We start from the raw sequence: 14288 nt of genomic DNA, 5'->3' as shown, positions 1-14288 counted from the left end.
TCCTTGGAAGTCGAGGTCAACGTCTCTTCATTGCGTAACAACCGCCCACCGCGCAGACATTCCACACGGCCCGTCGGCCAGCGCGGGATACGCGTGACGTGATGGGATGGAAGGCACTATCCATAACTACACGAAGAGGTGTCGACTGAAGTGGTTGCTCCCAACCTGACGCGTGACCAAGCCTCCGAGCGCTCGGCGATCATCGGGGAAACGAAGTACGCGATCGTTCTCGATCTCACCGACGGCGAGGGCAATCCGGGCGAGAAGACCTTCCGCTCGCTCACCACCATCACGTTCGCGGCCACCGCCGGGGCGTCGACTTTCGTCGACGTCATCGCGGGCACGATCCGCTCCGCGACGCTCAACGGCACCGATCTCGATATTGCGAACTACGACGAGTCGACGGGCATCGCTCTCGAGAATCTCGCCGAACACAACGAACTCGTCATCGATGCCGACTGCATCTACTCGCACACCGGCGAGGGCCTGCACCGTTTCGTCGACCCGTCGGACGGTTCGGTGTACCTGTACTCGCAGTTCGAGACCGCCGACGCCAAGCGCATGTTCGCCTGCTTCGATCAGCCCGATCTCAAGGCCACCTTCGATCTGAAGGTCACCGCTCCCGAGAGCTGGACCGTGATCTCCAATGCCGCGCACGGTGCCGAGCCCGCCGCGGGAGAGCACGTGTTCGACACGACCCCGCTGATGAGTACCTACCTCGTCGCACTGATCGCCGGACCGTACGCGGAGTGGACCGACTCGTACACCGACGATCACGGCACTATCCCGCTCGGAATATACTGCCGCGCAACGCTTGCCGAGCACATGGACGCGGAGCGCCTGTTCACCGAGACCAAGCAGGGCTTCGGTTTCTACCACGAGAACTTCGGCACCCCGTACGCATTCGGCAAGTACGACCAGCTCTTCGTGCCTGAGTTCAATGCCGGTGCGATGGAGAACGCCGGTGCCGTCACGTACCTCGAGGACTACGTCTTCCGGTCCAAGGTGACACGCGCCTCCTACGAGCGTCGCGCCGAGACGGTGCTGCACGAGATGGCGCACATGTGGTTCGGCGACCTGGTGACCATGACGTGGTGGGACGACCTGTGGCTCAACGAGTCCTTCGCCACGTTCGCATCGGTGCTGTGCCAGTCCGAGGCAACCGAGTACACCAACGCGTGGACCACCTTCGCCAATGTCGAGAAGGCCTGGGCCTACCGCCAGGACCAGTTGCCGTCGACGCACCCCATCGCCGCGGACATCCCCGATCTGGCCGCCGTGGAGGTCAACTTCGACGGCATCACCTACGCCAAGGGCGCAAGTGTGCTCAAGCAGCTGGTGGCCTACGTCGGCAAGGAGGACTTCCTCGCCGGGTTGCGGGCGTACTTCGTCGATCATGCCTTCGCCAACGCCACGTTCTCGGATCTGCTTGCCGCTCTGGAGAAGTCGTCGGGACGCGATCTCTCCGATTGGGGTGCCCAGTGGCTGCGCACCACCGGCCTGAACACTCTGAGCCCCGACTTCGACGTCGACTCGGATGGCAAGTTCACCCGGTTCGCAGTGTCGCAGACCGGCGCAGCACCGGGCGCAGGCGAGCGTCGCGTACACCGCATCGGCGTCGGTATCTACGACGACGTCGACGGCAAGCTGGTGCGCACCGACCGCGTCGAACTCGACCTCGACGCTGCAGAGTCGACGAATGTCGACGCGCTGGTGGGTGTCTCGCGCGGCAAGCTCGTGCTCGTCAACGACGACGATCTGACGTACTGCGCGGTGCGTCTCGACCCGGATTCGCTCGACGTCCTTCTCTCTCGAATCGGCGACATCGCCGAACCACTCCCCCGCACCCTTGCGTGGTCGGCGGCCTGGGAGATGACTCGATCCGCCGAGATGAAGGCGCGTGACTTCGTGGCCCTCGTCCAGCGCGGAATCGGCGGTGAGACGGAAGTGGGTGTGGTGCAACGTCTTCTGGTGCAAGCCCAGACCGCTATCTCCAGCTACGCCGATCCGGCATGGGCGGCCGAGCACGGTACCCCCGAGTTCGCCGATGCACTGCTCGAATTGGCGCGCAGCGCCGAAGCAGGCTCGGATCACCAGCTGGCCTTCGTCAATGCTCTCACCGGCACCGAACTCGGCGACCGTCACATCGGCGTGCTGAGGGCTCTGCTCGACGGTGATGTCGAGGGGCAGTCTCTGGCCGGCCTCGGCGTGGATACCGATCTACGCTGGCGCATCGTCACGGCGCTGGCCGGTGCCGGTGCGATCGACGCCGACGGCGTGGACTCACCGGTGATCGACGCCGAGGCGGCCGAAGACAACACGGCCGCCGGAGCCAGGTCGGCAGCGGCTGCACGAGCCGCTCGGCCCAGCGCGGAGGTCAAGGAGCAGGCCTGGACGACAGTGGTCGACGACGATGCGGTTCCCAACATCACGGCACGCTCGATCATCGGCGGCTTCGCCGGCCCAGGTCAGGGCGAGCTGCTCGAACCGTACGTCGCCCGCTATTTCGACGCCATCGAAGGTGTTTGGGCGCGTCGTTCGAGCGAGGTCGCGCAGACCGTCGTGGTGGGGCTGTACCCGTCCTGGTCGATCAGTGAGCAGTCCCTCGCTGCGGCGGACGAGTTTCTCGACGGCGACCTGCCGCCTGCACTCCGACGCCTGGTGATCGAGGGCCGGGCCGGCATCGTTCGGGCTCTCGCTGCGCGGGAGTTCGACGCGAGCTGATCTCGACGGCATCGACGACGAGGGCCGGTTGCTCACCGAAAGGTGGAGCAACCGGCCCTCGTCGTAGGAGCGCGGTCGGGAGGTGAAGAGCTAGGGGCTCAGGATGGACGCAGTCATCACCCGGACGGACGTGACCAGACCGTCGATGAGGTTGCCGTCGCGGAACGGGCCGAGCGCGGCGGTGACACCCAACTGTGCAACCCGGTCGGTCGCCCGGTTGGACACTCGCCTGCCGGTGCGGATCTCGAGAGCATGCCGATTGGGGTCGACGGCGATCAGCACCGAACGGATGGCATCGGGTGTGCCGGGGAACACCGAATCCGCACCCACCGCGGGATCGGCACCGAGATCACCGATGTAGACGTTGAACCGGATCTTGGTCTGTCGAATCGCCTGCGTGAGTGCATCGTCGAGTGCAACCAGGTCCTGCGTCGCGAACGGCAGGTGCTCGGGGTTGGTCGTCCCGAATTCGTGAGCAGCCGAGACGCGGCCACTCGCGGTGAGGGCAGCACCGACGGGCAGGTCTTCTTCTCTGACGTCATTGCGGACGAGTTCACCACTTGCCACTTGCGGAACCTCCGATCGAGTCGGCTGTGTCGGCACCGTGCGAACCGTGACCTCCGAAAGGAGTCACCTCGTCCGTAGCAGTCCACAGCAATGGCTCGCGCGTCCACTCGTCCGTCAGTCGGTAGGGCGGAACGTCCATACCGGGCTGCTTGTCGGTCAAGTAGGACAACGCGCCGAGGAGCCCGATCACCGCAACCGGAATCACCCCGAATATCAGCGTGGTCTCAAAAATGCTCACAGGGTGTGACGTTAGTCGACAATTGCGCGTCGGACCACGTCGGGGCCGGTGTTGTGACCGAAATGTGCAGACGCGACCGCGTCAGGCAGCACCCTCACCGAGATACGCGAGCCAACTCGGGTCGAGCTCCTTCGTCGTCGCCAACAGTCGCCAGTGCGGACCCTTCGGCGGCACCAACTGGGCGCGCAACGTCCAGCCGATCTCACTGAGCAGTTTGTCCGCCTTGCGATGGTTGCACGAGGCGCAGCAGGCGACGCAGTTCTCCCACGAGTGGCCACCTCCGCGGCTACGCGGCACCACGTGGTCGACGGTTTCGGCCTTGCTTCCGCAGTACGCGCACCGGAACCGGTCGCGGTGCATCAGCGCGGCGCGCGTCATCGGCACCCGAGCTCGGTACGGAACACGGACGAACGTCCGCAATCTGATCACCGACGGCACCTGGACCGAGAAGTCCGCGGATCGAATGAACGGCCCCTCCGGATCGTCGTGCACCACGTCGGCTTTCCCACAAACGAGAAGAACCACCGCCCGGCGCATCGGAAGCGCGGTCAGTGGTTCGAATGTGGCATTGAGGAGCAGCACACGGCGCTTGACCCACGCCGGTACGGCGTCGTCGCCCGTGGCACTGTGGGCCGTCGGCACCACACGTAGCGGAGAAGCCCCCGAGGCCGTCTCACGCTGGTCGTGCGTGGTGCGGCCCTCAGTGGGCGGGAGTTGTCGATGGCGGTGTTGCGAGTTCTTCATGCGTTGCTCCAGAGACAGTCGGCGCCCGCGCATGGCTTGCGTGGAACACGAGTCACAGTGGAACACGAATGCACCGTCCACGCACAGCCTTTTTCTCGGCATTTTCTGTTGCCGATCGGTGAACATCTCGCGTCCTCGCGTTCACGATCGACCATCGACGGCTCCATGCGCTGCGTGACTGGCAAGATTTCTGCGTCTCCGTAGACTTTTCGGGTGTCCGTATCAACCTTCCTGTCCGCATCGCCGCTTCCCGAACCGTCGCTGTTGCGAGATCTCGACACCCGAGCTTTCGAACTGACGGATACCGGACGCGACTGGCTGGTCGATCGTCCGCTGCAGGCTCTGGGCTATCTGGCCCTCGCCATCGTGCTGCGCCTGGTCCTGCACAAACTGATCGACCGATTCACCCGCAACAACGTCGGGAAGTCTCCGATGCTGTTGCGTCCGCTCCGCGACCGCTCGTCGAGCACCGTCAAGGGCGCGATTCTCAACGAGCGGCGCAAACAACGGGCCAACACGATCGGCTCTGTGCTCAAGTCGGCCGTCTCGGTCATGATTCTCACGTGGTTCGTGCTCTCGGTGCTCGATGTCGTCGGGGTCAATGTCGCTCCGTTCATCGCCTCGGCCGGGATCGTCGGTGTCGCCTTGGGCTTCGGTGCCCAGAACCTGGTCCGAGACTTTCTGTCGGGCATCTTCATGCTCCTCGAGGATCAGTACGGAGTGGGTGACGTCGTCGACCTCGGTGAAGCGACCGGCACGGTCGAGAGCGTGGGGCTGCGCGTCACGACGATCAGGGATGTCAACGGCACGGTGTGGTACTGCCGCAACGGCGAGGTGCTGCGTGTGGGCAACATGAGTCAGGGCTTCGCGGTCGCCGTTCTCGATCTGCCGGTTTCCCACACGGCCAACATCGACGAGGCCCGCGCGGTCGCCGAACGCACCACCCTGGAGGTGGTGGAGTCGAAGGACTTCGCCAGCGACATCCTCGAACCGCCCGAGATGCTCGGCGTCAACGCGGTCAGCGCCGACACGGTCACCATCCGCATCACGATCAAGACCCGCCCCGGACGTCAGTGGGCCGTGCAGCGCCGACTCCACCAGGAGATACTCCAGGCATTCGACGATGCCGACATCAAGGCACCGTACGCACTGGGTCGCCCGGGTGGGGTCGTGGCCGAGCGCGGCAACTGAACAGACCATGATGGTGACCGACGCCGACCAGGAACGAACAGAGAGAGTGTGATGACCGAACCGCAGCAGACGTTCTACGACGCGGTAGGCGGTGCCGAGACGTTCCGGTCACTCACGGCGAAGTTCTACGAGGAAGTCGCCAAGGACGAGATAGTGCGACCGTTGTACCCCGAGGAGGATCTGGCACCGGCCGAACGGCGGATGCGGATGTTTCTCGAGCAGTACTGGGGCGGTCCGCGGACGTACTCCGACGAGCGCGGTCATCCTCGATTGCGGATGCGCCACAACCCGTTTCGGATCGGTCCGATGGAGCGAGACGCGTGGCTTCGCTGCATGCACATCGCGATCGCGTCGATAGACCCGAAGGTCATGGACTCCGCGCACCGAGCCCAGTTGATCGACTACATGGAGATGGCTGCCAATTCGATGATGAACTCGGCGATTTGAGCGCCGAGAGCGCAGTGGGCTACAGCGATCCGACGCGCTGCGGGCTCTTGCCACCGACGGCAGCCTTGAGCTTGCCCACGCGGGCTCGAACGGAACCGGCCACCTTGAGCGCGAAGCTCACGGGCGCGGGCAGATGCTGGCGCAGGATGGCGTGCTTGCGTACGTAGTTCTCCACGTGCCACTCCGACCAGGTGCCCGCACGGAACAGTGCGGCATCGCCGGGGAGCAGGGTGCGCGGTGCGTGGTCGTCACTCGACACGGTCACCGAACCGTCCATGATGTGCACGATCTCGTCGACGGCGAAGTACCAGCGGAAACGTCCCGCCGTGCAGTCCCACACGTTGGTGGTGGTGGTGCCGTCGATGCTCTTCGACCACTCGGCGAGGCGCGCCTGCGGGTTTCCTTCGAGAATCCAGGTCGGCTCGATGGGGCTGTCGTCGAGCGCGATATCGCCGAGTCGTACGGCTTCGATGGTCGAAGTGATCATGGTTTCCGTCGCGTCCTCACAGTCGGGCGCGGCTTCCGCCGCTACTGGTTTCCAGAGCAGAACATACAACACTTTCCCAACGAACCGGCAGGAGTCGGTCATGTGAATGAGCACAAAGCTTTACTCTTCGTTGACCTACGATTCCGCCGCCGGTCGCGCCCGAACGCCCCTGAATCGTTCCGCGGCCGATCGTTTGGCACTATTGCCCCTTGTGACCGATCCGATCGAAAGCTCCGAGCTGCAGTGGTGGCAGGACGCCGTCTTCTACCAGATCTACCCCCGGTCGTTCGCGGACTCCAACGGTGACGGCATCGGCGACCTCGACGGAATTCGAGACAAGCTCGGCTACCTCGAACTGCTGGGTATCGACGCGGTCTGGATCGGTCCGATCACGCGGTCGCCCATGGCCGATCACGGGTACGACGTATCCGATCCCCGCGATATCGACCCCCTGTTCGGCAACCTGGATATCTTCGACGCGTTGGTCGACGAAGCTCATGCGCGCGATATCAAGGTCACGATGGATCTGGTGCCCAATCACACCAGCAGCGAGCACCCGTGGTTCCGAGCGGCTCTGACGGCTGCGCGCGGTAGTGCCGAGCGAGCCCGCTACATCTTCAGAGACGGACGCGGTGAAGACGGTTCGCAGCCGCCGAACAACTGGCCGAGCATCTTCGGTGGCCCGGCCTGGACCCGCATCACCGAGCCCGACGGTTCCCCCGGCCAGTGGTACCTGCACATCTTCGCGCCCGAGCAGCCGGACCTGAACTGGGACAACCCCGAGGTGTTCGACGACTTCGCGCGCACCCTGAGATTCTGGCTCTCCCGCGGCGTCGACGGCTTCCGACTCGATGTGGCTCACGGTATGGCCAAACCGGTGGACCTGGCCGACATGAGTCTCGAACTCAACGCGTTGATGAAGAACGACGACGACGATCCCCGGTTCAACAATCCTCGGGTCCACGACCTGCATCGACGCATCAGAGCCGTCATGGACGAGTTCCCCGACGCGGTGACCGTGGGCGAGATCTGGGTGCAGGACAATGTGCGCTTCTCGGAGTACATCAGGCCCGACGAGTTGCACCTGGGCTTCAACTTCCGGCTGGCCAGTGTCGATTTCGATGCCGCAACCATCCGTGATGCCATCTCCAATTCGCTTGCCGCAGTCGAGCTGGTCGACGGAACTCCGACGTGGACGCTGTCGAACCACGACGTCGAGCGCGAGGTCACTCGGTACGGCGGTGGGGACCTGGGTCGGACGCGCTCCCGCGCAATGATCCTCGTCGAATTAGCGCTTCCCGGAACGATTTTCGTGTACAACGGTGCCGAACTCGGGTTGCCCAACGTGCAACTGGCCGACAGTGCGTTGCAGGATCCGGTGTGGGAGCGATCCGGGCACGCCGAGCGTGGCCGCGACGGCTGTCGGGTGCCGATGCCGTGGGAGGGGCACACACCGCCGTTCGGGTTCTCCTCCACCGATCGAACCTGGTTGCCGATGCCGCCGGAGTGGGACGGGTACACCGCCGAGGCACAACTCGAAGACGTCGATTCGATGCTCAGTCTCTATCGGACGGCCTTCGAGCTGCGGGCTCTGCGTCCGGAATTCACCGGCAACGGAATCGATTGGTACGGGTCACCTCCCGGGTGCCTGGCGTTTCGTCGACGCGGCGGCCTGATCTGCGCCTTGAACGCGTCGGAGGAGTCGATCCCGCTGCCTCCCGGTGAGTTGCTGCTGGCCAGCGCCCCGCTCGTGGACGGAAGACTCCCGGCGAACGCTGCTGCGTGGCTCGTCTAACGCTCGACGGTGAGTGACAACTGCTGTCCCGCGCGACGAGCGAAGACCGAGCCGTAACGGGCGTCGAGGCGTAGCCAGACCTTCGACACCCGCACGCGAACGACCTCGTCGGGCGCGATCCGATCCGGGTCGACGTCGACGGTCAACGGATCGGTGCCACTGTGCGGGACGAAACCCATTGCGGTGAGCGCGAATACCGTCCGCATGGTGATCGAGACGTCGTCGGCGTCGCCGGCGACGTGCAGAACTTCCTGTTCGAGCAACGAACTCGGCGGTCCGTGGCTGCTGCCGTGCTCCTTGGCCAGTGCAACGCCGCGTTGTGCGAGGCCCACGAGCACCCTGGCGGGCACATCGTCGAGGTGGCCGAATCCACCGTCCGGCGGCAGGGCACCGCGCCACGCGGAATCCATCGAGAATCCCGGGTCGATGACACCGTCGGCCGCCTGCGCCACCGCCGCGACCAACACGTCGGCACCGGCACTGGTGTCGTCGGGCACTATGGTTCCGGTGATCACCCGCGCCGCCAGCGCATCGAAACCCGTTGCCGCCCAGCAGGACACACCTCCGCCCGCTCGGGTCCGCATACGGATCACCGCAGCTTCGTCGAGACGCAGCGCCCTGGTGCAGAACGTCGCGAGGTTCTCCCGCTCGACCGCATCGGGCACGGTCAGTACGCGCTCATACACGCTGCCAGCTCACGAGAAACTCACGCTCGGTCGGGGTGAGCCGACGCAACCGCTGCGCATCGATATCGAACGCCGCGATCTGCGTCGACGCCACCACCGCGGCCGGGGTGTCCAGTGAGGCACCACGGGCCCGCACCTCGTATCCGACGACGAAGTCCACCGCCCGTACCGCGTCGATCCACATGAAGACATCGAGGGGGCCGTCCTCGTGCCGGAGCTGGCCCCGATACTTCACGTGCAGATCCGCGATCACCGCTCCGTGGCGCAGGTTCGCCGTCGGCCTCCCGTCCACCAACAGCCAGGGAATACGTGCCTCTTCGAGGAGAGTGACCATCCGGGCATGGTTGATGTGTTGATACACATCCATATCCGACCACCGCACGTCCACGGTGGCATGAAAGCCCACTCGCGCGGTTACAGGTCGTTGGTCGGACAGATGGGCGTCGGGCACACTCACGTGGTCGTTCCCTCTTCTCGGTCGAGTGTCGGCGATTGCGATGTGCTGGAGGTCAAGGCACCATGTTGCGGACCTGTCGGGCGGCGACCGACAGGGTCGCCAGGTCGAGGGTCCCCGACTCGGCGATCTCGGTCAACGCCGCACGAGACCTCGCCAGCCGGGACGAGTTGGTCGACTCCCATTCTGCGATCTTCTCCGCCACCGACTCCTCCGGCTCACCACCCGCCAGTACGGCCTGCGTGATTCCCCGCAGAGAGGAATACAGATCGTCGCGAAGAGCCAAGCGCGCCAACGAATGCCAGCGGTCTCCGCGGGCCAGCTTGGACACCGCTGTGAGCAACCAGTCGATGCCGATGTGCGCGTCCAGGGCGAAGTAGAGCTCGGCGACCTCGGCTCCGTCCCGGTCGACGATGTCGGCGATATCGATGATGTCGAGCAGGCAGTACACATCGAGCAATCCGTAGATTCGACGAGCCAGCTCGGCCGGCGCGCCGCGTTCGATCGCCGCAGCCGATCGCGAGTCCAGGTCGCTGGCCTGATGCCCGGAGATCCACTTCGACACCGACGGCTGCAGTGCCCGTACCTGACCGGCGTACCGACTGATCTCGGCTCCGACGGCCAGCGGCTGCGGACGGTTGGCGAGCAGCCAGCGCGAGACGCGGTCGAGCATCCGGCGAGACTCGAGCAACAGTTCGGCCGAGACCGCAGTCGGCACGTCCGCTGCCCTGATCGAGTTCCACACCTCGTCGAGTCCGAAGATCTCGGTGGCGGCAGCGAACGCGCGGATGGCATCGGTGCCTGCCGCACCCGAATCCTCGGTCAATCGGTAGGGGAACGTGATGCCGCCGCAGTCGATGGCCTCGTTGGACAGCGTCGTGGCCACCAGCTGCCGCCGGAGCGGATGCGCCTTGATCGCGTCTGCATACGGCTCTCGCAGCGGCTCGGGGAAGTACTTGGGTAGCCGCGGAGCGAAGACGTCGCTGTCGGGCAGTTCGCTGTCGAGCAACTCCGCTTCCAACGCCAACTTCACGTGAGCCATCAACGTCGCGAGTTCCGGCGAGGTCAGCCCTCGGCCGTCCTGCTTGCGTCGCCGCAGGTCCGACTCGGTCGGTAGTGCCTCGAGCTCACGGTCGAGTCCTCGGCGTACTTCCAGATCCTCGATCACCCGACTGTGCACGGTGACCAGGCTGGGCGCGTCGAACCTGGATGTGCCGAGCAGCTCGTTCTGCATGATGTTGTCCCACAACACCAGTCTGCCCACCTCGTCGGTCATCGACGCGAGCAACTCGTCTCGATCCTCGCGCGCGAGGTTGCCGTTGGTGATGGCCGTTTCCAACAGGATCTTGATGTTGACCTCGTGATCGGAGCAGTCGACACCCGCGGAGTTGTCGACGGCATCGGTGTTGATCTTGCCTCCGGCAGCGGCGTATTCGATGCGGCCCAGTGCGGTGGCCCCGAGGTTGCCGCCCTCCCCCACCACTGCGGCGCGGACGTCGATTCCGTCGACCCTCACCATGTCGTTGGCCTTGTCGCCGACCTCGGCATTGGTCTCGGTGGACGCCTTGATGTACGTTCCGATTCCGCCGTTCCACAGCAGATCGGCCGGAGCCCGAAGGATTGCGTTCACCAGCTCAGGCGGAGACAGCGCGTCCACGGAATCTCCCAGCCCGAGTGCAGCGCGCGCGGCCGCACTGATCGGGACCGACTTGCGCGTCCGCTCCCACACTCCACCGCCCGCACTGATGAGCGAGGTGTCGTAATCCGCCCACGACGACCGCGGCAGTGCGAACAACCGCTCCCGCTCGGCGAACGAGGACTCACGCTCGGGATCGGGATCGAGAAAGATGTGCCGGTGATCGAACGCGGCGAGCAGGCGAATGTGCCGGCTGAGCAACATGCCGTTGCCGAACACGTCCCCGCTCATGTCTCCGACGCCGACGACGGTGAAATCCTGGCTCTGCGTGTCGATTCCGAGCTCGCGGAAGTGGCGTTTGACGCTCTCCCATGCACCCTTGGCGGTGATGCCCATGGCTTTGTGGTCGTAGCCGGCCGAACCACCGGAGGCGAAGGCGTCACCGAGCCAGAAGCCGTACTTCGCAGCCACGCCGTTGGCCATGTCGGAGAACGTCGCGGTGCCCTTGTCCGCGGCAACGACGAGATAGGTGTCGTCTCCGTCGCGGCGTACGACGCCGGTGGGAACCGTCACCGTTCCGGTAGCGCGGTCGAGATTGTCGGTGATGTCGAGCAACCCGGCGATGAACAGTCGGTAGCAGGCCTTGCCTTCCTCGGCATGGGCCTGTCGATCTCGATCGGCGTCACCGGTCACGACGGGGGGCCGCTTGACGACAAATCCTCCCTTGGCTCCGACGGGCACGATGACGGCGTTCTTGACCATCTGGGCTTTGGCGAGTCCGAGGATTTCGGTCCGGAAGTCCTCACGTCGATCCGACCAGCGCAGTCCGCCGCGGGCCACCGCACCGAACCGCAGATGCACGCCCTCGACGCGGGGCGAGTACACGAAGATCTCGAATTTCGGCTTCGGCTTGGGCAATTCGGCGATCGACTGCGGATCGAACTTGAGCGAGAGGTACTCGCGATGTCGGCCCTCGACTCCCACCACGAAGTAGTTGGTTCGCAAGGTCGCGCGGATCAGCTCGAACATGCTGCGCAGGATTCGGTCGGCGTCGAGGCTGACGACCTCGTCGATCAGTTCCCCCAGCTGGGTGCCGATCGACTGCGCGTTCTCCTCCGAGCTCGCCTCGGGATCGAACTGCGCCTCGAACAACCCGACCAACAGCCGCGCAGTGCGCGGATGCGTCAGCAGCACACCTTCGATGTTGAACTGACTGTAGGGAAAACCTGCCTGGCGCAGATACTTCGCGTACGCGCGCAACACCACTGCCTGCCGCCAGTGCAGGCCGGCGCGCATGACCAGCTCGTTGAACCGGTCTGCCTCCGCCTCGCCGCTCCACACTGCCGCGAACGCGTCGGTGAACCGGTGCTGCACTCGGCTCTCACGATCGGCGGTGCCCGCCTCGGACAACTCCGCATCGATGTCACCGTCGATTGCCGAGCGCAGCATCTCGCGCGAGGCCGAGAGCCCGAAATCGTAGATCCAGCAAGACATTCCGTCCGGTCGCACCACAGGGTACGGCCGTTCGTCGTCGACCTCGACGCCGAGACTCTGCAGGATGGGCAGCACCTGCGACAGGGAGACGCCCGCGCCGCCGATGTACAACGAGAACCGCCAACTGCCCACCGCGGACTGCTCGTGACGGTAGAGCTGCATGTCGATCGAATCGTCACCGAGCCCTTCGAGGCGAGCGATGTCGGTCACGGCCCGAGCCGGACTGAAATCCTGCTTGTAGGCCTCGGGGAACGCCTCGGTGTACCGCTGAATCCGCAATGGGTCCACAGCGCGGTCGAGCGAGACGGCGTCGCCGAGGGAGTCCTCCCAGGTTCTGGTGGTCTCGGTGAGAGCCGCCTCGATCCGGGTGATGTCCTCGGCAGCGAGCTCCGTCGACAGCGTTCCCGGTGCCCGGCGGACGGTCACGTGCAACAGCGCCAGGTCCGATTCCGTCACGCGCGCTGTGTAATCGAGAGAGGTGCCGCCGAGTTCGTGGAGCAACCGATCCTGGATGGCGAGACGAACACGGGTGGTGTAGCGATCTCGCGGCAGGTACACCAGGGCGGAGACGAAGGAGCCGCTGGTATCGGGCCGGACGAACAGCTTGACCTTGCGCCGACGGCCCAGTGCCAGAACAGCACTCGCGGTCTCGAACAGCCAGGCCGCCGAGGTGGCGAAGAGTTCCGAGCGCGGCATCGACTGCAGCACTTCGAGCATGGCCTGACCCGAGAAAGACCCGAGATCATGGCCGGCCCGGGCGATCACCGATCGCACCCGACGCTCGATCACCGGAATGTCGAGCACGTTCTCGTGCAGCGCCGTCACGGTGAAGACGCCGACGAAGCGGTGCTCGGCCGAGTTCGCGGCGTCGAGGACACTCACGAAGTAGGGGTAGACCGCGCGGTGCACCGTGGCCGGCCTCGCGCCCTGCGTCAGGGCCACCAGGTCGCGTTGACCGAGCGGTTCCGAGCCGTCCACGACGTGGGCCGCGTCGCGCAACACCCCGAGGCTGCTCGACTCGTCGCCCGTGGCCGTGCGTGCGCCGTCGACGCCGTCGATCCGGTAGCGGCGATAGCCGAGGAGTGTGTAGTGGCCGTCGCCGAGCCAGCGCAGCAAGGCAGCCGCGTCGCGATGTTCGCCGGCGATGTCGGATTCCGGGTCACCCGCCCGCTGAGCGGCACCGTCGAGGAGATCGGCGACCTCCGCCTGCACCCGGCGCATGCGATCGGTGTCGCCGACCACCTGACGCACGTCGGCCAGTACCCGGCTCGTCTCCGACTGCAGGCGCGAGACCGCGTCCTCGGATGTGGAGGGATGGAGCTGAACGTGAATCCAGGATTCGCGTCGACCGTCTGCGGTCAGACCCGTCAGCTCGCCGTCGGCGTCGCGGTCGACCGACAGAATGGGATGAACCACGTCGGTGTATTCGATGCCGAGTCGGGAGAGCAGCGAGATGACCGATTCGACGAGGAGCGGCATGTCGTCGGTGACGATCTGCAGGTAGCTGCCCGCCGCCTGAAGGGCGGCGGAACTCGACTCGTTGGGACTGTGCACCGCCACGTTCGCGGTCTCGGGACGCCGCTGCGCGGCCAACCGGACGTGCCGATGAAAGGACGTGGTGTCGGGAGTGTGCGCGGACGCTCCGACAGCCATCGTGTCCACGTGCTCGAAGTACTCGGCACGCAATGTCGCCAGCTCGGCCAGGAGTCGGTCGTCGAGCCCGTCGGCCCAATCGTTGTCGGGCAGGTCCAGCGAGCGTGGCATGGTGTTCGAGTACTCCCTCGTGAGGATTTTCCCGACGCCCGCCGATCGCCGGCCGTCGATG

11 protein-coding genes are annotated in these 14288 nt (G+C 65.3%); 4 read left to right on the top strand and 7 right to left on the bottom strand.

Annotation, left to right across the window (positions count from 1 at the left end; translation table 11 throughout):
- Positions 1-150: 150 nt before the first annotated feature.
- Entirely contained in the window at positions 151-2724 is a 2574-nt protein-coding gene (gene pepN, locus AYK61_RS00775; RefSeq protein ID WP_121869447.1) for an aminopeptidase N, read from the top strand.
- 90 nt (positions 2725-2814) lie between these two features.
- Here the strand turns inward: pepN and AYK61_RS00770 are convergent, their stop codons facing one another.
- The 3 genes from AYK61_RS00770 to AYK61_RS00760 all read right to left on the bottom strand — a co-directional run bounded on the left by AYK61_RS00770 (position 2815) and on the right by AYK61_RS00760 (position 4273).
- Positions 2815-3291, bottom strand: coding sequence for a DUF5130 family protein (locus AYK61_RS00770; RefSeq protein ID WP_121869446.1), 477 nt, complete (start codon positions 3289-3291; stop codon positions 2815-2817).
- On the bottom strand, positions 3278-3529 hold the full coding sequence (locus tag AYK61_RS00765) for a hypothetical protein (protein ID WP_068052560.1): 252 nt from the start codon (positions 3527-3529) through the stop codon (positions 3278-3280). The genes AYK61_RS00770 and AYK61_RS00765 overlap by 14 nt, the downstream gene beginning before the upstream one ends.
- 81 nt (positions 3530-3610) lie before the next feature.
- Complete coding sequence (locus AYK61_RS00760) at positions 3611-4273, bottom strand: HNH endonuclease (protein ID WP_183130115.1); 663 nt, start codon at positions 4271-4273, stop codon at positions 3611-3613.
- A 261-nt stretch (positions 4274-4534) separates the two neighbouring features.
- Here AYK61_RS00760 and AYK61_RS00755 point away from each other — a divergent pair, with 261 nt between their 5' ends.
- A complete protein-coding gene (locus AYK61_RS00755; RefSeq protein WP_374700626.1) occupies positions 4535-5464 on the top strand; it encodes a mechanosensitive ion channel family protein in 930 nt (309 codons plus the stop codon).
- A 51-nt stretch (positions 5465-5515) separates the two neighbouring features.
- Positions 5516-5911, top strand: a complete 396-nt coding sequence (locus AYK61_RS00750; protein ID WP_032394607.1) for a globin — start codon at positions 5516-5518, stop codon at positions 5909-5911.
- 19 nt (positions 5912-5930) lie between these two features.
- Here the strand turns inward: AYK61_RS00750 and AYK61_RS00745 are convergent, their stop codons facing one another.
- On the bottom strand, positions 5931-6398 hold the full coding sequence (locus tag AYK61_RS00745; RefSeq protein ID WP_121872309.1) for a cupin domain-containing protein: 468 nt from the start codon (positions 6396-6398) through the stop codon (positions 5931-5933).
- Between the two features lie 211 nt (positions 6399-6609).
- Here AYK61_RS00745 and AYK61_RS00740 point away from each other — a divergent pair, with 211 nt between their 5' ends.
- Entirely contained in the window at positions 6610-8193 is a 1584-nt protein-coding gene (locus AYK61_RS00740) for a glycoside hydrolase family 13 protein (RefSeq protein ID WP_121872308.1), read from the top strand.
- Here AYK61_RS00740 and AYK61_RS00735 read toward each other — a convergent pair.
- Genes AYK61_RS00735 through AYK61_RS00725 form a run of 3 tightly spaced genes read right to left on the bottom strand, consistent with a single transcriptional unit; the run spans position 8190 to position 14227 of the window.
- The gene (locus AYK61_RS00735; RefSeq protein ID WP_121869445.1) at positions 8190-8879 is read right to left on the bottom strand and encodes a hypothetical protein; all 690 of its coding nucleotides are present in this window, start codon (positions 8877-8879) and stop codon (positions 8190-8192) included. The two genes, AYK61_RS00740 and AYK61_RS00735, sit on opposite strands and share 4 nt — an antisense overlap.
- On the bottom strand, positions 8872-9336 hold the full coding sequence (locus tag AYK61_RS00730) for a thioesterase family protein (protein ID WP_121869444.1): 465 nt from the start codon (positions 9334-9336) through the stop codon (positions 8872-8874). The genes AYK61_RS00735 and AYK61_RS00730 overlap by 8 nt, the downstream gene beginning before the upstream one ends.
- A 52-nt stretch (positions 9337-9388) precedes the next feature.
- Positions 9389-14227, bottom strand: coding sequence for an NAD-glutamate dehydrogenase (locus tag AYK61_RS00725; protein ID WP_121869443.1), 4839 nt, complete (start codon positions 14225-14227; stop codon positions 9389-9391).
- Positions 14228-14288 lie beyond the last annotated feature (61 nt).

The sequence above is a fragment of the Rhodococcus sp. SBT000017 genome (assembly GCF_003688915.1).
GTDB lineage: Bacteria > Actinomycetota > Actinomycetes > Mycobacteriales > Mycobacteriaceae > Rhodococcoides.
Note: the sequence above shows the minus strand (reverse complement) of the source record. Positions and strands in the feature narration are given on the sequence as shown.